This is a genomic window from Paenibacillus sp. JJ1722 (genome assembly GCF_048282685.1).
GTDB classification, from domain to species: Bacteria; Bacillota; Bacilli; order Paenibacillales; family Paenibacillaceae; genus Paenibacillus; species Paenibacillus polymyxa_B.
Map to the genome: position 1 here is coordinate 4,945,067 of NZ_CP182500.1, position 19,678 is coordinate 4,964,744.

Consider the following 19,678-nt stretch of genomic DNA (forward strand, 5'->3'; position numbering starts at 1 on the left):
AAACACTCACCCTATTCTTTTGGATACGTCCCCTTAAATTCCGCGTTGGCCTTTGCGGAAACCTCCCTAAATGCTTGCTCCACCGTTTTCTTGCCCAGCCATACCTGATCCAGCGCCGGGTTAATGATGGCATTGATTTTTTCCGAGTTTTTCAGATAATAGTCGTAAGAATTAACACCGTTATGCAGCGTTTGGTTCATGACAGCATCACGGTAACCATCGGCATGACCTGGTTTGACATCGGCCCATTTGCTAATCAAGTCTGGTTCGGTATACCATTTTTTCATGACAGGCATCCACAATCCGCTGGAATGCATGTCAAGTCCGCTTTCAGCATCCAGCAAGAATTTATAAAACATCCATGCTTCTTTAGGATGTTTGGTTTTGGCAGAAATCACTTCCGGTTCGCCAAACAAGATCGTTTTGCTGCTTTTCAGCTTGGGTAATACGCCTACACCAAAATTCACCTTCGATTCTCCAAGATCCAATTGAACCCACTGTCCATCCAGATCCATCGCTACACGCTTACTTTGCAGTGCTACGGCCGGGGAAGGTATATTTTTGGACTGAGTCGGCGACGGTGCCACATGATAAACGTTGATCAGATCAGCCATTTTCTGAACAGCTTCAATCACATCAGGGCTCTCAAGATTAAGCGAGTCCCCTTTGTCTGAAATGACACTTGCGTTATTAGAAGGCACAAGCAAATGCCACATCCATGTATCAAACCGAACTCCATACTGTTTAATGTTACTTGCATCGAAATTGGGACTGAGCGCATTATTTCCCGCTTTATCAATGGTGAGCTTTTGTGCTGTCTCTAAAAACTGCTCCCATGTCCAAGCCTCCTCAGCCTTTACTGGCGGCAAAGCAACACCAGCCTCATCAAACAAATCTTTATTGTAATAAAGCGCGAAAGCTTCCTCAGTTACCTTGATCCCAGCCACTTTGTCCTTATCCCAATAGATGACTGAATTAGGAATAAGACTTTCCTTCGTTAGCTCCTTATCCTCCTTCAAAAATTCATTTAAATTATATAGTTTGCCTTGTTCAGCCCATTGCAGAGCCTGTGCTTTATAAATGGGAAATACATCGGGTGCCTGATTGGCGGCAAACATCGTCGTTAATTTGGTTACGTAATCCCCGGGGATATGCATATAGTTAATTTTGATCCACGGATATTTCTCTGTAAATTTTTTAGCGATTTCCTGCTGAACCTTCTTTTCATTGGTGCTCCCCCAACTGGCATAGGTCAGTGTCACTTGCTCGTGACCCTGCAAATCAACTGGTTTGCTGCTGCTCTCATTTGAACTACAGGCTGACATAAGCCCAACGATCAAGCACATGCAGACGATCCATAATTTTCGTTTTAACATGAGTAACGCCCCCAAACCGTTTATTTTTTTATCTTTTCGTTTGTTGCTTCGTCACTAAACTCATTTTAGCAAACGCTTACATTTTTAAAAGTCGTACTCTCATTGGATTGGTGTCATTTGATTAGATCTATGAATTTCTCCGATGCGAACCAGGACGAATGTCCCTTTACCTGCTGGCGAGTGGAGCGTAACGCCATAATCCATTCCATATAATAGCCGTACTCTTCTGTCTACATTTTTAATGCCCGTTGATCTGATTTCTCCAGCTTGAATTCGGCGTATATGTTCTTCTTGAATTCCTAATCCATTATCCTCCACTTTAAAACACACCAATTGCTTCTCGATCCAGGCTGTGATCTTAATCAGACCCCCTGATTCCATTTCGGCGAAGCCGTGAATAATTGAATTCTCTACAAAAGGCTGTAAGAAAAGTTTGGGAACTTCCATCTGAAGCAAAATGGGATCAATATCATATTCCACCGTGAACTTGTCCTCAAAGCGATTCTGCATAATAAAAATGTATTTTTCCAGCCAATTCAGATCGGTTTCCAAACTCCATGTATCGTTTTTATTTCGAGTAGTAATTTGCAGCATTTCCGCCAGACTAATGATCAATTGGCCCAGTTCCTGCTGTTTATGTTCTAAGGCGATCCAATACATGGTCGTTAAGGTGTTATACAAAAAATGGGGATTCAGCTGTAAATTAAGTGCCATTAACTCCGACTCTTTGGCTCGTAGACGTGACTTGTAATTTTCCTCGATTAAATCTTTAATTTTTTCGTTCATTTGATTAAACCGAATCACCAGGTCTCCCAATTCATCATAGCCACGTACAGGAATTCGAATATCAAAATGCCCTTTCTCCATTACTTTCATCGCCTGTTTCATATCTGTGATGGGCTTACTGATGTAAACAGACAGTAAATAAGCAAGAATAACAGCGACGAGCATCATAAAGCCTAAAAAAAACACCGTGTAGGTGCGAATCGTTGACAGATGTCCCAATACATCTTCCATGGGAATGGCTATATAAGATACCCAGCCCGTCGTCTTCATCGCTTCGTAAACCAGTAATATGCTTTGACCTTTAACGTTTACCATTTTCATCCCTTGTTCCGAAGTAATGGCATCCTTAAGCCAATCCGCCACGGGCTCCCCCACTTGTTGCTGTCCATTCGAACTCATGACCATCCCATTTTTATCATGAATCATGCCATAGGATAGATGTGCAAATCCGCTGCGGGCTGCATAATCTTCAAAGCCCCCTTTTAACAAGTCAGGACGAAAATTCAATATAAGTATAGGTTTTTCCTTTCCCTCCGGAAGCGTATGAAAGGTTCCTGCATCATCTAATGCAGTCAAATGGAGCTGCTTTACCACAGCAAATAAAGAACTAAACTCATAGGAGCCTCGTTTTAAATCCTGCTGATGGAATGTATCGGCATACGAATAAGCGGGAATCCATTTGGTAGCCCCTTCTGCTTCCACCGCCGTTGTTGCCAACGGAGAAGAATAGAACGGCTGAACGGGAATATACATCCGATCAGTGCTTCCATATGCATAATTTTGCGTCATAATTTGGGAAGCATACACTTCCTCCATATTGCCAAAGTATCTGTACAAAATTTTTGTAATGCTGCGATCAGCTCGTAACAGCGATGAAGAATCCGTAGTATCCACGTTCATAATGGTCTGAAGAAGATCATGGTCGATCGGAATCATATCTACGGTTTTTTGAATAGCTGTCAGCTTGTTATCCAGCAGCTGGTTATTACTACGCAGAACGCTTGTAACGCTATCTGTTACATTTGTAGTAATATTCCGTGCGCTCGTTTCAAAGTAAACGAAACCTAGGATCAAAACGATAAAACCAGACAACAAAAAATAGGACAGCATCAATTTCGTACGAAAGCTACTGTCCAAAAATTTTTGATACATATATTTAACTTGGCGCATCGTATCTTCCTTTCACCTAACAATCAGTTGAATTTCCTACGAAATTCTTCCGGCGTGTGCATTACGTTTTTTTTGAACACTTTAAAAAAGTATTTGATATCTTTATAACCAACCTGTCTACTAATTTCTGCGACCTTGGCGTCTGTATGCAGCAGTAAGTGCTGAGCCTTTTGCATTCTGAGCTTCACCATATATTCCGTGAACGAGAGCCCAAAATAATTTTTGAACAGAATGCTAAAATAGGACGCATTATAGTGGAAGCGCCGGGCCACGATCTCCAGACTTAGGTCTTCATGTAGATGTGCATCTAGAAATTCCTTGCACTTGTTCATAATGGGTTCGCCTTTGGAGCCGCTATGAAGCTCAAGAATCAGCTCTTTTAACCATGTTGCAACACCATCCTCAAGATTCCGAAGATAGGTTGCCCCTTCGACAGCTTTGTTCAAACGTTCCGAGAAACGTGAGTAGACTTCCTCACTCCACCCTATATTTAACCGTTGTAAACTAACCAACAGAAGGTGTACCAATTTAGCTTTAAGCGCTTCAGGTGCAGGATACCCTTGTGTCACTTGTCCAATGAAATTTTTCACCTGACCCAATAGCTGATCGGGCTCTCCATTAGAGATAGCGCTTTCAATGAATTTAAAAAAGGCCCTTTGTTCGTGTGCGCTCATTTCCTGTACTGGCTGCTCATCATCTGAAACGACAAGGTTCAAACATCTGATGTGAGGTGTATAAAAACGCATGGAGATCAGGCCAACGGCCTTTTCGTGAGATTGGTTTATTTGCATTTCATCAAAATCAAAAGGCTGACCCCAAGCAAACCAGATTGAAATCGCTTGCTGTTGCTCCAACTTTTTCAGTCCAGCTTGAAGGGCGCTTTTGGCCTCCTTGCTTTCAGCCCTATCCTTCCAATTCACTACTGTAACCACATGGTCTTTACGGGATTCGAGTGGAAACACGACAGAAGACGCCCAAGGTCGCAATATTTCAACAACCGTATTACGGAGCTGAGAATCCCACATATGTATATCCTCCGGGTGGGCCGCCGATGCTCCCAACGCGAGAACTTCTCCTACCCCACGCCATCCAAAGTGACTCTTTAATAGGATTTTCTCATTAGGCTGTAATTTGTCTGTCACGCATTTGCTAAACAAATGCTCCACAAATGCAGGCATACTCTGCTCGATCTGATTCAACGCTGTTTGATTCCCAATCAGTGCTTCCTGCTCCTCTACAATGATCTTCTCCATATGTTGAATCACTTCAATGAGCTGCTGCGATTGCACCGGTTTCACCAAATAATCATTCGCCCCGTACCTCACCGCCTGCTGTGCATAGCTAAATTCCTGGTAGACTGTCACTAAAATAACTTTGGTCTCATGCTGACCAGATGTTCTCAATTGTTGAAGATATTCAAGTCCATTCATGATCGGCATTTGAATATCTGTAAAAACGATTTGGATCGGTTTGGATAACGAAATGGTCAGAGCATCTTTCCCGTTCTTGGCTTCCCATACCTCGTATTCGGGACGTAGATCCCTGACCATGGCAGCCAAACCTCGACGCTGTCTAGTTTCATCATCCACAACAAGTACTCCCAGCGGGATCGAATTCACTGACTCCCCTCCTGTTCGTTTTCATACACGCATTTTTTTTCAGTATAACACTTACAGGTGGGAGCCGATCCTATTTTCTTTTTCGCTTCATACCGCGGATAGTCGTTTTCGTTGCCTGATCCACCCGATATGATTCCGTGATTTTTTGCAGTGCTTTGTTGAAGGTAAAATCATCCAATGTATTATGACTTAAATACGCCATTGTTACCTCGGGCAGCTTGATATAACAGATCGATATCGCCCATGCTACTGCCATTTGTACATAATAATCCTCACGATGGGTCTGATCCAGTAAAGTAAATACCCGGTTCATATACTGTTCCTCAATATAAAAATTTAGAATCATAACCACACCAAACCGAATTTCATATTCTTTCTTGGAGAATAGATAGGGCTGAATAAACTCCCATACCCGTTCTTTATGATGTTTCGTGATTTTCAATCCGGCACAGAAGCTGTCACATACGGACCAATTATCAATTTTAGGAACAAACTTGGCGGTATAACTCAAAACTTCCTCTATATCTGTTTTTACAGAACCAATCACCATACCTTGCAGCATTACTTCTTCGAAGTGTTCACTTTCAGCGGTCTCCAGGTAGAGACGCCAATCTCCTTTGGCAATATTTTGAGCTAGCTTACGCAGCACTGGCAGACGTACACCCAGCACATTATTAATCGTCGGAAGCAATGCAGCCGTAAATTTCTGAAAATCCGCATCCACGTATGACAGTATCTGTTCTCTGATTGTTTTCTCCATCGTTTCCACTCCCTGATTCTTAACGAAATGAAATACTCCACAAATAAATAGAGGCCACCGAACCATAAGGCGAATAAACTCGGCGGTACTCCTCAAATTGCTGCTTGGTCAATGTATCTAGATGGTACAACTTCATCATTCCCCGTCGAATAGCCATATCGCCCCAACTGACGACATCTGGACGCTCCATACAATTAATCAGCATCATTTCAGCCGTCCAAGGTCCTATCCCTTGCAGCGAGGACAATTTCTGGATCACCTGTGCATCGGAAAGCTCATATAATTCCTGTAAATCCAACAGGTCCTGCTCGATCGTTTGGGCTATATTTAGGATACATGTGGCCTTTTTCATGGTGATGCCACAGCTTTGAATTTCTAAAGCCGTCTGAACGGCTATATTTTGTGGAGTAATCACCCCTAACTTCTCCTGCATCCTTGCCCATATGGTTTGAACCGCCTTGGCCGATATAAGCTGTCCCACAACCGCATGAACGAGCGCCGCGAACAGGTCGGGAATGATGATCCGTTCTACCTTGCCCATTTGCGTCATCGCTGCACCAAGTACGGTGTCTACGTTTTTTAGATAATTGATTTCCTTTTCTCCATAATCAAAGTTTTTGGTCATTACGGTTTGCATTCGTTCTCCCGCTGCCCCCTTATATGTTCACTCATGATTCAATGGCATGGACTGCTTTTACATCAAGGTTCGAATCCTTCTTTGCTCACATATAGCTGCTCTTTCGGGAAAACATGGAGAAAACGTTCATAAACCGCCTTATAGGCAGCAGGATGATACCATTCTTCCAGCCCCAATGACTCGTACAACGCACCAATTTTTAAGCTACGCGTTCGTCTTCCCCCACTGCCGTCTCCCATAAAATAATCATCAATACAGACACGGTTGACCAGAGGCAACAGCTTATCTGCAAAATGTTCACTGCTTGGAAGCATCGGAGCAATCGTAGCTTGCGTCGGTACACCTGCCTCCCTTAAAAGATGCAGCGTTTGGAGACGAGCCTGGATGGGAGGAGCCTCCGGGGTAAAATGTTTGCGTATATCTTCTCGATCTGTTTCTACAGTCATACTCACACGAACACGATCCCCCAATCGGAGCAGTAAATCGGTATCCCGCCGTACCAGTGGACTGCGCGTCTGTAAAAAGAGAAAATCCGGTGTATCCTCCACCATCACCTCCAGCAGAGACCGGGTCACCTCTTCCTTGTACTCGGCAGGCTGATAAGGATCTGTGCTTGATGACATAAAAATCGTGACTTTACCTTTCGATTTGGCTCTGCGAAGCTCCTTGCGAAGAATATCTGCCGCCTGTTTTTTAATATCAACCCATGTCCCCCAAGCTTCCTTCCGAAATGTGGAGACTGGCAATTGGCGTACATAGCAATACGAGCAACCAAAGGTACAACCTGTAAACGGGTTCAACGAATGTGTATACCCTGACAAGAAGCCAGTCCCTTTATTCAGAAGAGTCTTGGGGGATTTGTAATACTCATTTTTCATACTGAACCGATGCCACACTTTCCTTTTCGAGCTGCAAAAGCTTCACCTTCATGTCCAACCCACCCCGATATCCGGTCATAGCTCCATTTTTACCAATGACCCGATGACAAGGGACGGTGACCAAAATCGGATTAGCACCGATGGCAGCCCCCACCGCACGAACAGAGGCTGGCTTTTGAATAGCGTTGGCAATGTCTGAATAGGATACTGTTTCCCCATACGGAATATCACACAACGCATTCCAAACCGCCATCTGGAACGCAGTCCCATGAAAGTCAAAGGGCAATGTAAATTGGGTCCGCTCCCCTTGGAGATATTCAATCAGCTCCTTGGCATAGGGCTGTAAAGCAGCATCCTCTTCAACTAAAGGACTGCCGGGAAATCGCCTTCCCGCCCATGAAAACAATTCCTCTACAGGTTGATTGGGCGAACCTACATAACATAGTCCTTCCGATGTAGCTGCAATATATAAATTCCACTCCTCATGTGTCAACAATGACCAATAGATCGTTTTATTTATTTGCTGTGCCATGCTGTGTACCTCCATTTTGTGTTGCATTCAATTTGAGTTGGCGATATTGCAATGGGGTGTAGCCTGTATTCTTTTTAAATAACGTAATAAAGTAAGGTGCATTGCACAGACCTACGTTCTCCCCCACTTCCGCAACAGATATATCTGAGCAAATGAGTAGCTTCTTCGCTTGTTCCAACCTGGTCTGCTGTATATATTCCATTGGCGTTAGATGCATGATCCGCTTGAAGGTACGATGTAAATGATACGGACTTCCATGACTTATCTCAGCCAGGATGTGCAATGTTAAGTCCTTCATATAGTTAGAATTCACGTATTCTGTAACCAGTGCGATCCATTCATGATCAGGCAATCGTTGTCCTGTCGGTTTACATCTTTTGCATGGACGAAAATGCTGGGCCAATGCCTGCTCTGCTGTTTTAAAAATACGGATGTTCTCTCTTTTGGGAGGTCTGGATTTGCAGGAGGGGCGACAAAATATTCCCGTTGTCTTCACAGCGTACAAAAATACCCCATCATATGACTTGTCGTTTTCTACAATAGCTCTCCACTTGTCGTCAGTTATGGATAAATCGGATGTGCTCATTCAAATCACCTCTCTTGTGCAATGTGGCCTCCCCACATATCTATGGCAGAATTTTTCTAAATCCGTCTGTCTAAATTATAGACTAAATAGTGAACATATGTACCCCTCTTGGAATGTAAAGGCAAGATAACGAAAAAAAGATGACTCCCCGCGGAGCCACCTTTGATCTTACTTATCTATCTTATTTAGGCTTGCAGCTTGCTCGGTTTGGCGGTAATCGTCAACTCATCTGAAGGAGGCTGATATTCCTTTGACCAATACTCGGCATTTGAAATACCTGCCTTCTCCGGGTCAAACACCGGGTCCAGCCCTTGCCTCCGCTGCTGTTCGTAATCCTTAAGCACAAGAAGAGCAGGCTTGGCTAACAGAATCATAGCAATCAGATTCACCCAGAGCATAATACCGACCCCCATATCCCCCAGTGTCCACGCCAACGCCGATTCCTTGACGACCGTTCCATAGAACGTCGAACCCAGGATAACCAGCTTTAGAACGAACATGGGCCATTTGGCTTTACGGTCGGCAACCAGGTAGGCCATATTCGTTTCTGCGATGTAATAATAGGCGATAATGGTCGTAAATGCGAAAAAGAACAAGGTAATGGACAGCAGACTCGATCCAAAACCGGGAAATACTGATTCAATAGCAGCCTGTGTATATTGGGTTCCCTCTTCAACACCCGGGAGATGCTGTACAATAAAATCGCCACCAGGTCCCTTCACGTTGTACATACCTGTGAATAAGACCATAAAAGCCGTAGACGTACAGACTAAAAAGGTATCCACATACACGGAAAATGCCTGAACTAGCCCCTGTTTTGCGGGATGAGACACTTCCGCGGCTGCTGCCGGATGCGCACCTGAGCCTTGCCCGGCTTCGTTGGAGTAAATGCCCCGTTTTACGCCCCAGGCAATCGCCGTCCCTGCCATACCGCCGAACACAGAATCCACGCCAAAAGCACTGCGAAAAATCAGCGAAAATACATCGGGAAGCGCAGTAATATTCGTCATCATAATATAAAAAGAGACAAGGATGTAGCCAAGTGCCATAAACGGAATGACAACCTGAGCCACATTGGCAATCCTTTTTACACCTCCAAAAATGATAAGCGCCAGCAACACGACTACTACTATCCCAGAAACCTTCATATCCATGCCAAACGAGCTATGAAAAGCTACGGCAATAGAGTTCGATTGAGTTCCCGGCATCAGTAAACACATCGCGACCAACGCAGCAACCGCAAAAATGACGGCAAACCATTTAAAGCCTGTCCCTTTTTCAATATAAAAGGCCGGGCCGCCTCGGTACTGTCCATCGCGCTTTACCTTATATACCTGAGCCAGTGTGGATTCAACAAACGCAGTAGCCGATCCGATAAAAGCCATGACCCACATCCAAAATATCGCCCCGGGTCCACCCATACCGACTGCCAATGCAATCCCAGCAATATTTCCCGTCCCAACACGCCCCGATAGCGCCATCGTAAAGGCCTGAAAAGAGGATACACCTGCCTCTGAACTTTTCCCTTTAAATACTAGACGGATCATCTCTTTGAAATGCCTGATTTGTAGGAATCGAGTCATGATCGAAAATAATAGTCCCACACCCAAACAGACATATACCACAGGATTGCTCCAAATGACGCCGTTTACTGCCTCTGCCCACTGCTCTAACATTCCTTGTATTTCCCCCTGATCAATCAATTGATTTTCTAGTCTATGTTTTCAGAAAATTTGCATAATTACAAAAAATTATAGATTAGTTTTTACCACCATACAAGTTAATTTAATTGACATATTGTCAATTACAAGTGAGCTTACCGGCTACATAAAATGACGACAAAAAAGCTCTGATGATCCGAGAATATGGATCATCAGAGCCTTGTCCTTAAGACATTTAGGCAATGCTTTCTTTCTCATTCAGAGCACTAGACAGTTTCAACAGTGGGGCCTGCTCCGTTACCTCTCCTTGAGCGATTGGAAGGACTTCAGTATATTCGGAAGAATTCGTAATGATAACTGGCGTAATCGTAGGATAACCCTCTGCCCTGATTTGCTCAACATCAAACTCAAGCAGTAGGTCCCCAGCTTTCACCTGATCGCCTTCTTTGATATGGGACGTAAAATGTTTACCGTCCAGCTTGACCGTATCTACTCCGACGTGAATCAGAACTTCTGCGCCATGATGCGAAACAACTGCAAGCGCATGTTTTTTCTTGAACGCCACGGTGATGGTTCCATCGAACGGGGCCACGACTCTGCCCGTTGTCGGTTGGATGGCGATCCCTTTGCCCATAGCTTCCGAAGCAAATGCAGGATCGGGAACCTCCGACAAAGCGACCACAGTTCCTTCAATTGGGCTGAGTACCTCTTCATTAGAAACAACAACTGTAGAGGTCGATTCTTTAGCCGAATTGTTAGTAGTTTCCTCTTCTTCAACTGGATCTTCAAAACCTAAAATATAAGTCAAGATGGCCGACACCAGGAATGAAACGGTAATCCCTAAAATCAATCCCGGGAATCCTTGTCCACCAGGGCCGTAAAAGATCGGCAAGGTCAGCAACCCAGGTGCGCCAGAGGCAAATGCTTGCGTTCCCGCTTGACCGATAATGGCACCACCGGCGGCGCCGCCGATAATACCTGCAATAAACGGACGTTTCAGTGGCAACGTAACCCCATAAACTGCTGGCTCCGTGATGCCGAATAAAGCGGTAAGTGTAGCGGAACCCGCCAGCGTTTTCAGCTTTTTATTTTTCGTTTTCAGCATAACACCGAACGCTGCGCCGGTTTGAGCAAAGACGGAAGCCGAAGCAGCGGGCTTAATGCCATCCCGGCCGTTGACAGCAATGTTATTAATAAATACAGGTATAAGCCCCCAGTGAACACCAAAAATAACGAGCAGCTGCCAGCAAGCACCAAGGATTGCTCCAGCCAGCAACGGACTAAAGCTGAACGCAGCAACGAGTGCGGTAGCGATTGCGTTGCCCACATACACCCCGACTGGACCAAAGACCATCAGGGTCAGAGGAAGCATAATTACAAGTAGAATCAAAGGTGTAATAAAGTTTTTAACGCTCTCGTGGATCACTCGATTGCACCATTTTTCCAGCTTACTCATGACGATGACGGCTAAAATGATCGGAATAACGGTAGATGAATAACTCATCATAACAATAGGAATACCGAAAAAGTCCGTAGGTGTACCTTCCGTTTTTAGCGTGACAATGGTCGGGTAAAGCAACCCTCCGGCAATGGTCAGGGCAACGAAGATATTACCTCCAAATTTCCGTGCCGTTGTAACCGCTAACAAGAGAGGGAGGAAATAAAACAAGCTGTCGGCCGCAGCATACAAAATCATATAGGTAGTGTCTTTCGGTAGCAACCAACCAAGGTTACTCGCAATCAGCAGCAGACCTTTCAAAATACCGGACCCCGCCATAACTCCAAGCAACGGTGCAAAAATGCTGGAAATTACGTCGATTACGGCGCCAAATCCTTTGTTGCCTTTAGCTGAATGATCTTCTTTTCCAGTTTCATTCAAAATATTGGATACTTTACCGATTGCATTATATACCTCTGGTACTTTGTTGCCGACTACAACCTGGAACTGACCACCGCTTTGCTTTACCGTGATAATTCCATCGGTTTTTTCCAGCTTTCCCTTGTCTGCTTTTGCCTCATCTTTTAGCACAAAACGCAGGCGAGTGGCGCAGTGAACGAGCGATATTACATTTTTTTCGCCACCTACCAGGTGTACAATTTCCTTAGCCAGTTTTTCATTACTCATGATGGACACCTCCATGTTCTAAGGGGATTTTCACATATTTAGGCACACAAAAAACCTAAGCCTTGAAAAATGGTGGGCACTTTATTCCCGCAATTTTTCATGACTTAGGTTTTGCCTGCATAACCAGTAACAATCCCAGTTAAAACTTATTAAATTCCTGTTACTATCATAATATAATTAATCCACCATATTTGTCAACAAAAACTTTTAATCATATATTTTTGATCCTTTTTCGTCGAAAAAGTTCGACTTATCTATTCACCACCCGTTCAATATGCACGGTTAGATATAGCTTTTCTTCATTAGTCAATTCGTGGTTGTATTCTTTTTGCACAAAAGCACCAATTTTCTCTGTGCAAGCAGCTGCTTCCTTGTGCTTTTCCTTAATCATGTCATACAAATGATCATAGTTATTTTCGTAGTGATTTCCCTTAAATACGCGCTGAGCGAAAAATTTCAGATGCGTAATAAAGCGGAAATAGCTCAGAGAGTCCTCGTCAAAATCGACCTTAAAGTGATATTTTGCAATATTGATAATTTGCTGGATAAACTTCGTGATACTCATGGTCGTAATGACTTCCTCGTTCATTTCAGCATTCACGATGTGAATCGCAATATAAGCTGCTTCGTCCACAGGCAGTTCAATACCGAGCCTTTGTTTGATTTGCTCCAACGTTTTCAGACCAATCGCGAATTCTTCTTTATACAGCTGCTTGACTTCCCACAATAACGCGTTTTTGATTTCCAATCCTTCCCGGTATCTTTCAACAGCGAAATTGATATGATCGGTCAGCGAAACATAAATATTTTCGTTCAGCTTTCTGTTCAGATTATGCTTGGCATCATTAATGACTTCCTCCACAATCACGATCAAATCAAGCGGTACCTCACGCAACAACATTTTAAAGTTATCGGACGTCTGCTTGTTTTTCAGGGCAAATACCTTCTGAATTCTGGTTTCGTCTACTTTGTCTCCAGGCTTTTTCTTAAAAGCAATCCCCCGACCCATTACCACGAGTTCGGTACCGTCCGTCTGGTAGACGCTGATTACATTGTTGTTGATGACCTTTGCTATGTTCATCTTGATCCCCCGTTCCATATGCCAGCAAGAGCCACACTTGCTCCATCCTCTTTATTGTAAACAGAAAAAAAACCGAAGCACGCCAAATAAACAAGACTGTAACATCTTCTTATTTGTGGCTTAGGTTTTGCCTGCTACGCAGTAACAATCCTAAAAATGATGGAATTGCGTCAAGTATAGCCCGAAGAGGAACGATTGTCAACGCTTTCAATGAAGAAACGAAGATCGGAAATTCCCGTGGGCCCGGGACATCCGATCCTATTTTCTTGTGGTACGATTATTCGCCCAAATTTTCTCCGTCGGAATGAATTACGTTTTTGTACCAGTGGAAGCTTTTCTTTTTAATACGTTTCAATGAACCGTTGCCTTCGTTGTCGCGGTCCACATAAATATAACCGTAGCGTTTTTTCATCTCTCCTGAGGAAGCGCTGACAATGTCAATAGGTCCCCAACTTGTGTAACCGATAATTTCGACTCCGTCTTGAAGAGCCTCACCCATTTCGGCAATATGCCGCTTGAGATAGTCGATCCGGTAATCGTCGTTAACTTCTCCTTCAGGCGAAACCACATCATTGGCACCAAAACCGTTTTCCACTACGAACAGAGGCTTTTGGTAACGGTCATGCAATTGGTTGGCTGTGATGCGGAATCCTTTTGGATCGATCGTCCAGCCCCATTCGGACTTGTCCAGATATGGATTGGCCACAGAGCCAAATACATTACCGCTGGTCATGTTCTTGACGATTTCCGGGTCTGTGCTGGTCGTCCGGCTTGAATAATAGCTGAATCCGATATAGTCAACGGTATGATCTTTCAAAATGGCTGCGTCGCCTGATTCCATCTCAATGTTTAATCCATGATCCTTGAAGAAGCGCTTCGCATAGCCAGGATATTCGCCGCGTGACTGTACATCAATGAAGAAGTAGGACTCGCGGTCTTTTTCCATGCCCTGATACACATCTTCGGGATTACATGTATACGGATAGAAGCTGCCGGCAGCAAGCATACAGCCAATCTTGGCATCCGGGATAATCTCGTGACACGCTTTTACAGCCAGCGCGCTTGCCACAAGCTGATGATGTGCAGCCTGATACTGAATCTGTTTAACGTTTTCACCTTCTTGAAAAACAAGACCGGCGCCGAGAAACGGCAAATGGAGAAGCATGTTAATCTCGTTGAATGTCATCCAGTATTTCACTTTATCATTGTAGCGGGTGAATACTGTTTTAGCATAGGTTTCAAACAGGCTTACCAGCTTCCGGCTCCGCCAGCTTCCATATTTCTCGACCAGATCCACTGGCACGTCAAAATGAGCGAGGGTAACGACTGGCTGAATGCCATGTTTATGCAACTCGTCGAACAAGTCATCGTAGAATTGCAAACCTGCTTCATTTGGAGTAGCGTCTTCTCCTGTTGGAAAAATACGAGCCCAGGCAATGGAAACACGCAGCGCCTTAAATCCCATTTCTGCAAATAGCGCGATATCCTCGCGATAGTGGTGATAGAAATCAATGGCTTCGTGGGAAGGATAGAATTCGCTTTCAAGTGGAGTCAGTGAAGGAACATTCCCTTTCATTATGTTTCTTCTCTTCTCTCCGGTAGGCAGCAAATCAACCAGACTCAATCCTTTACCGTCTTCCAAATAAGCACCCTCGGCCTGATTGGCAGCAAGAGCACCGCCCCATAAAAAGTCTTTAGGAAAAATAAAGCTGGTCATAAACGTTCTCCTTCCAAATGTGTGATAAAGGGGTTCCTAGAGGGTGGGTGATGGATATAAAAAAACCCAAACCAGCCTGTATACACTTGCAGTGTAAACAAGCCAATTCAGGTTATGCCCTATCGGTAACATCCCATGAAAAGGTTATACGTATTTGATTGAAACTCTAACAAAGATTTGGGAACCTGTCAAATTCATTTGATATAATAACACGCAATTAACAAACCAACAACATTATTTCAATCGCCTATTGGGTAATGAAAAGAACCATGAAAGAGACCTCAGATAAACGACTTTACGAAAGATACCTGGCTGTTCGCCTTCGTCTGGAAGGGCACATGTTTTCGGAGATCGGTGATCTACTCAGTCGCTAATTTAAAATATTTTGTTGCAAGAAATTTAGAAAATCCCTTTGCATAGAGCCAAGAGGTATAATTTTTTTGATTATCTTGAACCTCCAATGCTGTCCTTTACTGTTAAATGACCATATTGCAGAAGACAGATATATGGAATGATATTTTTGTTCTTGTAAATCAGCTACTTCAAATTCAACTTTTTGTACTACTTTAGTGGAAAATAGATTCAGGAAAAGGATAATAATTTTATCATTATTTAGGAGTAATATAGCTCGACTTGTCCAAGCCGAAAGGCTTTGAGGAGTTGAATAGCAGATAAGCATGTTAGGTTCTCTATGCGATTCAGTTAGCTTATCAATAGTTTTTTTGTTAATGAATATCATAATCAAATACCTTTCTATTTGTTACTATATAAACCGCAATTAAGATCATAACCTAACCAGTAGCCGACCAATTGTTTCTAGCGGTTGTTCATTGATTCGTTTCATAAACCGGCCGGCATGAACTTAATCTTATAAAACCTCTAAAAAAACACGTTATTCGCCACATTGGATTTAAGCCATAGCCCCTCGACTGGATCAGGTTGGGACTATAGGGCGGAAGAAAGGCCAGGTGCAGGCGTGGATGTTCCTAGTCTCAATTGACAATATAAATAGTCCCATTTGATGTTATAAACCACACCAGCAGCCCCGTGTTCATTCTCTTAGTTTCGTTGTCTCATCGCCTCAAATAATAGCACCGTAGAAGCCATCGCTGCGTTCAGTGATTCCGCTTGCCCCTGCATCGGAATGAATACCGACTCATCCACCATGCGCGCGGTAGCAGCAGAAATACCTTGGCCTTCGTTTCCGATCACAAGCCAAGTGGAAACACGCAAATCTATGGTATAGCATGACAAGCTCGCATCCAGTGAGGTGCTGAGCAAGCGGGCACCTTTACTTTTGGCCTGCGGTAAAAGCTCCTCCAGACTGCCTTCAATCACCGGCAGGTGAAACAACGATCCCATCGTGGAGCGGATCGTTTTGGGATTGTACAGGTCGGCGCAGCCATGACCCAATATTACGCCTGCGGCTCCAGCAGCGTCCGCGCTGCGGATGATGGTGCCTACATTGCCGGGGTCCTGCACCCCGTCCAGCACCATCACCAGTGCATCCGGCTGCTCCAGCAATGCCGGGAATGCGCTGCGCTCCTCCTTACGCACGATGGCAAAGACCGACTGTGGCGTCTTCGTATCGGTGCATTTTGCAATGACCGCCGCTGACACGGGAACCCATTCCACCGGCTGGTCGGCTGGATCCAGGCCATTCAGCTCGGCGGGAATGCCCTTGTCCAAATCATAGGCGACGGTTTCGACAGCCGCGTCCGAACGCAGCGCTTCCTGCACCAGATGAATACCCTCGACAATATATTTATGCTGCCGTGTGCGATGCTTTTTCTCCAGCAGTTGCGCCCACTCTTTTACACGCGCATTATTCGGTGAAATGATTTCCATTCGTTTAACCTTCCGTTTCTTTGTCCGTTTCTTAAAATAAATGATGCATCACTTGTACTTGAACATCAGCCTTCATTAGGCTGCGAATGCCAGCTCCAGCTTGGTCAGATCATCCTTGTGGCCCACAATGACAAGTACATCACCCGGCTCCAGACGATCTTCGGCATAAGGTGAAATGTTCATTTCCTGATTTCTACGAATCGCCATCACATTGCAGCCGAAGCGTGCACGTATGTCTAGCTCTTTCAGGTTTTTGCCAATCATGGAATCGGCGGCTCTCATCTCCAAAATACTGTAGTCCTTGGACAGCTCGATATAATCCAAAATGTTGGGAGATGTCAAATGATGAGCTACCCGTAACCCCATATCCCGTTCAGGATAAACGACTTTATCCGCACCTATTTTTTGCAGCACTTTCCCGTGCAATTCATTTTGTGCCTTGACCACAAGGGCTGGTACGCCCATGTCCTTGAGAATCAATGTCGTCAGAATACTGGCCTGTATATCTTCGCCAATCGCAACTACAATTACGTCAAAATTACGGATACCCAGCGCTCGCAGCGCTTCCTCATCCGTCGAGTCAGCAGATACCGCATGCGTCACAATATTCGACATTTCCTGTGTACGCTGCTCGTCCGAGTCAATAGCCAGCACATCAAAACCCATCTCACTCAGCGCACTGGCAACACTGGAACCAAAACGGCCCATGCCAATGACCGCATACTGTTTTTTTGCCATTCCTTCTTTACCTCCCGATCACCATACTGTCCGTCATAGTATAGCATATCATGTTGCAAACATAAATTTTGACATACTTATGCCAAATGCTTCTCCATGTATACTGGACAACAGCCCAAGCCATAATACATTCGACCACTACTACAACATACGGGAGGTACACATGCCCATTACAATGGATTTACGACAAGCAATTGTTCACAAAGTACACGGCAAATCAGAAGCTGATCTTACGGACATGATTATTGGGTCAGTGGACGGACCGGAGGCCGCTTTGCCTGGATTGGGTGTCATTCTTGAAATTGCTTGGAAGCATATGAGTCCAAACCAGCAGCACGATTTCGTCCATTTGGCACATGAACAAATCGATAAAATCAAACCCGTACCTTTAACCTAGCTCTAGCTATTTAACTTTTTGTTCCGATTTAATTGTGCTCATTATTTTACCCGTATTCTAAAATGAGAATAGTCCACTCGCATTAACATCGAGTGGACTATTCGTTGTATACACTAAATGACTGAGATCTAACGGTTCTGCATACTCAATCTTATGGAGCCATTTCCAAAAACTTAGCTGTCGGGTTTTTCTCCATAGCCGTACGCATGGCATACTCGTTTTCGAACAAGGCAACATAATTGCCCTTCTTATCCTTTACCAGCGTAGAGTTAATACGGAACTTGCTCGGATCAATCTGATCATCCACAATCCAACGTGCAAATTGGAATGGCATACGCTGAAGCTGTACATCAACGCCATATTCACCCTTCATGCGGTACTCAAATACTTCAAATTGCAGTTGCCCGACAACACCCAATAGCGTATCGTCAAAGCTTACCGTACGGAACACCTGAATCATACCTTCCTCGGTCAACTGGTCAATACCCTTCAGATACTGTTTGTGCTTCAAGGCATTTTTCACCGTTACCTTGGCAAAAATCTCAGGCGAAAAGGTCGGCAATTCATCAAACACAACCTCGCTACCTTGGCTGAGTGAATCACCAATACGGAAAATACCCGGGTCAAACAATCCTATAATATCGCCAGGAAAAGCCTCCTCGACAATATCACGGTCCTGTGCCAGGAACTGCTGTGGCTGAGACAGCTTAATCTCCTTGCCCATCCGTACATGCTTAACACTCATCCCGCGTTGAAACTTACCGGAGACAATACGCAAAAATGCAATACGGTCACGGTGAGCCGGGTTCATGTTCGCTTGAATTTTAAATACATAGCCGGTAAACTTTTCGTTTGTTGGCTCAATTTCCCCAGCTGTACTACGGCGCGGCTCCGGTTTAGGAGCAAGCTGAAGGAAGTTTTCCAAAAATGTTTGTACACCAAAATTATTAATCGCACTGCCGAAGAATACAGGTGTTAATTCTCCACGCTGTACTTTTTCCATGTCAAAAGGGTCACCCGCGACGTCAAGCAACTCCAAGTCTTGGCATAATTGGTCATGCAAATATTCGCCCGCCATCTCACGAATGATTGGATCATTGTAATCTTCCACTTTTTGTACTTTGATCGTGGAATGGTCATCTCCCTGAAACAGCTCGACCTGATTTTTGACACGGTCATAGACACCACACAACTCGCGTCCTGTACCAATCGGCCAATTCATAGGCACCGAACGGATGCCAAGCACCTGCTCCAGCTCCTCCATCAAATCAAAAGGACTGCGTCCCTCACGATCCAGTTTGTTAATGAAGGTGAAAATCGGAATTCCACGCTTCGCACAAACTTGAAACAGCTTAATCGTTTGCGCTTCCACACCTTTCGCTACGTCAATCAGCATGACTGCACTATCTGCTGCTGTTAATGTACGATACGTGTCTTCACTGAAATCCTGGTGACCTGGGGTGTCCAGAATATTGATGCGGTGACCATTATAATCAAATTGCATTACTGAGGATGTTACAGAGATCCCCCGCTGTTTTTCAATCTCCATCCAGTCACTCGTGGCGTGTTTGCTTGCTTTACGCGCTTTAACTGAACCAGCAAGACGAATCGCGCCCCCGAATAGCAGCAGCTTTTCCGTCAGTGTCGTTTTACCCGCATCCGGGTGAGAAATAATCGCAAACGTACGCCGTTTGTCGACTTCCTGTTGAAGTATATCTGTTGTTTTACTCATTTCACATATCCCTTCATGATCAAATCCATTGCATT

Annotated in this window: 15 protein-coding genes and 1 pseudogene; 1 reads left to right on the forward strand and 15 read right to left on the reverse strand. The window is 44.4% G+C overall.

Features of this window, described 5'->3' with window-relative positions; translation table 11 throughout:
* Nucleotides 1-11: 11 nt before the first annotated feature.
* From ACM1ND_RS22015 to ACM1ND_RS22080, 14 genes and pseudogenes are all read right to left on the reverse strand, one after another.
* Nucleotides 12-1,376 (reverse strand): ABC transporter substrate-binding protein, encoded by a 1,365-nt coding sequence (locus ACM1ND_RS22015; protein ID WP_254348705.1) that lies wholly within the window; start codon nt 1,374-1,376, stop codon nt 12-14.
* A 99-nt stretch (nt 1,377-1,475) separates the two neighbouring features.
* Nucleotides 1,476-3,332 carry a histidine kinase gene (locus ACM1ND_RS22020; protein ID WP_418026568.1) on the reverse strand — a complete coding sequence of 619 codons (1,857 nt, stop codon included), beginning with the start codon at nt 3,330-3,332 and terminating at the stop codon, nt 1,476-1,478.
* A 23-nt stretch (nt 3,333-3,355) separates the two neighbouring features.
* Nucleotides 3,356-4,951, reverse strand: a complete 1,596-nt coding sequence (locus ACM1ND_RS22025; RefSeq protein ID WP_071558279.1) for a response regulator transcription factor — start codon at nt 4,949-4,951, stop codon at nt 3,356-3,358.
* A gap of 70 nt (nt 4,952-5,021) precedes the next feature.
* Nucleotides 5,022-5,711 carry a DNA alkylation repair protein gene (locus ACM1ND_RS22030; RefSeq protein ID WP_071558278.1) on the reverse strand — a complete coding sequence of 230 codons (690 nt, stop codon included), beginning with the start codon at nt 5,709-5,711 and terminating at the stop codon, nt 5,022-5,024.
* Between the two features lie 19 nt (nt 5,712-5,730).
* Nucleotides 5,731-6,348: a DNA-3-methyladenine glycosylase family protein gene (locus ACM1ND_RS22035; RefSeq protein ID WP_071558277.1), complete on the reverse strand. Its 618-nt coding sequence runs from the start codon at nt 6,346-6,348 to the stop codon at nt 5,731-5,733.
* A gap of 62 nt (nt 6,349-6,410) precedes the next feature.
* The gene (locus ACM1ND_RS22040) at nt 6,411-7,226 is read right to left on the reverse strand and encodes an SPL family radical SAM protein (RefSeq protein WP_071558276.1); all 816 of its coding nucleotides are present in this window, start codon (nt 7,224-7,226) and stop codon (nt 6,411-6,413) included.
* Nucleotides 7,216-7,758, reverse strand: a complete 543-nt coding sequence (locus ACM1ND_RS22045) for a methylated-DNA--[protein]-cysteine S-methyltransferase (RefSeq protein ID WP_071558275.1) — start codon at nt 7,756-7,758, stop codon at nt 7,216-7,218. The genes ACM1ND_RS22040 and ACM1ND_RS22045 overlap by 11 nt, the downstream gene beginning before the upstream one ends.
* Nucleotides 7,739-8,344, reverse strand: a complete 606-nt coding sequence (locus tag ACM1ND_RS22050) for a bifunctional transcriptional activator/DNA repair enzyme AdaA (protein ID WP_028541406.1) — start codon at nt 8,342-8,344, stop codon at nt 7,739-7,741. The genes ACM1ND_RS22045 and ACM1ND_RS22050 overlap by 20 nt, the downstream gene beginning before the upstream one ends.
* Nucleotides 8,345-8,529: 185 nt before the next feature.
* The gene (locus ACM1ND_RS22055; protein WP_071558274.1) at nt 8,530-10,020 is read right to left on the reverse strand and encodes an alanine/glycine:cation symporter family protein; all 1,491 of its coding nucleotides are present in this window, start codon (nt 10,018-10,020) and stop codon (nt 8,530-8,532) included.
* A 220-nt stretch (nt 10,021-10,240) separates the two neighbouring features.
* The gene (locus tag ACM1ND_RS22060; RefSeq protein WP_071558273.1) at nt 10,241-12,130 is read right to left on the reverse strand and encodes a beta-glucoside-specific PTS transporter subunit IIABC; all 1,890 of its coding nucleotides are present in this window, start codon (nt 12,128-12,130) and stop codon (nt 10,241-10,243) included.
* Between the two features lie 250 nt (nt 12,131-12,380).
* A complete protein-coding gene (gene licT, locus ACM1ND_RS22065) occupies nt 12,381-13,211 on the reverse strand; it encodes a BglG family transcription antiterminator LicT (RefSeq protein ID WP_023990227.1) in 831 nt (276 codons plus the stop codon).
* Nucleotides 13,212-13,488: 277 nt separating this feature from the next.
* Entirely contained in the window at nt 13,489-14,928 is a 1,440-nt protein-coding gene (locus ACM1ND_RS22070; protein ID WP_418026569.1) for a 6-phospho-beta-glucosidase, read from the reverse strand.
* Nucleotides 14,929-15,987: 1,059 nt separating this feature from the next.
* Nucleotides 15,988-16,776, reverse strand: a complete 789-nt coding sequence (locus ACM1ND_RS22075) for a TrmH family RNA methyltransferase (RefSeq protein ID WP_023990230.1) — start codon at nt 16,774-16,776, stop codon at nt 15,988-15,990.
* Nucleotides 16,777-16,851: 75 nt separating this feature from the next.
* A pseudogene (locus tag ACM1ND_RS22080) lies at nt 16,852-17,517 on the reverse strand (potassium channel family protein); the annotation flags it as partial.
* 160 nt (nt 17,518-17,677) lie between these two features.
* Between ACM1ND_RS22080 and ACM1ND_RS22085 the strand changes: the two are divergent.
* Nucleotides 17,678-17,911: a small acid-soluble spore protein SspI gene (locus tag ACM1ND_RS22085; RefSeq protein ID WP_016819939.1), complete on the forward strand. Its 234-nt coding sequence runs from the start codon at nt 17,678-17,680 to the stop codon at nt 17,909-17,911.
* Nucleotides 17,912-18,062: 151 nt separating this feature from the next.
* Here the strand turns inward: ACM1ND_RS22085 and ACM1ND_RS22090 are convergent, their stop codons facing one another.
* Nucleotides 18,063-19,643, reverse strand: a complete 1,581-nt coding sequence (locus ACM1ND_RS22090) for a peptide chain release factor 3 (RefSeq protein ID WP_013311888.1) — start codon at nt 19,641-19,643, stop codon at nt 18,063-18,065.
* Nucleotides 19,644-19,678: the final 35 nt, after the last annotated feature.

Excerpts from the sequence above, each read along its gene's own strand:
- ACM1ND_RS22015 (WP_254348705.1), bottom strand. The coding sequence starts at position 1,376 with ATGTTAAAACGAAAATTATGGATCGTCTGCATGTGCTTGATCGTTGGG.
- ACM1ND_RS22020 (WP_418026568.1), bottom strand. The coding sequence starts at position 3,332 with ATGCGCCAAGTTAAATATATGTATCAAAAATTTTTGGACAGTAGCTTT.
- ACM1ND_RS22030 (WP_071558278.1), bottom strand. The coding sequence starts at position 5,711 with ATGGAGAAAACAATCAGAGAACAGATACTGTCATACGTGGATGCGGAT.
- ACM1ND_RS22035 (WP_071558277.1), bottom strand. The coding sequence starts at position 6,348 with ATGCAAACCGTAATGACCAAAAACTTTGATTATGGAGAAAAGGAAATC.
- ACM1ND_RS22040 (WP_071558276.1), bottom strand. The coding sequence starts at position 7,226 with ATGAAAAATGAGTATTACAAATCCCCCAAGACTCTTCTGAATAAAGGG.
- ACM1ND_RS22045 (WP_071558275.1), bottom strand. The coding sequence starts at position 7,758 with ATGGCACAGCAAATAAATAAAACGATCTATTGGTCATTGTTGACACAT.
- ACM1ND_RS22050 (WP_028541406.1), bottom strand. The coding sequence starts at position 8,344 with ATGAGCACATCCGATTTATCCATAACTGACGACAAGTGGAGAGCTATT.
- ACM1ND_RS22055 (WP_071558274.1), bottom strand. The coding sequence starts at position 10,020 with ATGTTAGAGCAGTGGGCAGAGGCAGTAAACGGCGTCATTTGGAGCAAT.
- ACM1ND_RS22060 (WP_071558273.1), bottom strand. The coding sequence starts at position 12,130 with ATGAGTAATGAAAAACTGGCTAAGGAAATTGTACACCTGGTAGGTGGC.
- licT (WP_023990227.1), bottom strand. The coding sequence starts at position 13,211 with ATGAACATAGCAAAGGTCATCAACAACAATGTAATCAGCGTCTACCAG.
- ACM1ND_RS22070 (WP_418026569.1), bottom strand. The coding sequence starts at position 14,928 with ATGACCAGCTTTATTTTTCCTAAAGACTTTTTATGGGGCGGTGCTCTT.
- ACM1ND_RS22075 (WP_023990230.1), bottom strand. The coding sequence starts at position 16,776 with ATGGAAATCATTTCACCGAATAATGCGCGTGTAAAAGAGTGGGCGCAA.
- ACM1ND_RS22085 (WP_016819939.1), top strand. The coding sequence starts at position 17,678 with ATGCCCATTACAATGGATTTACGACAAGCAATTGTTCACAAAGTACAC.
- ACM1ND_RS22090 (WP_013311888.1), bottom strand. The coding sequence starts at position 19,643 with ATGAGTAAAACAACAGATATACTTCAACAGGAAGTCGACAAACGGCGT.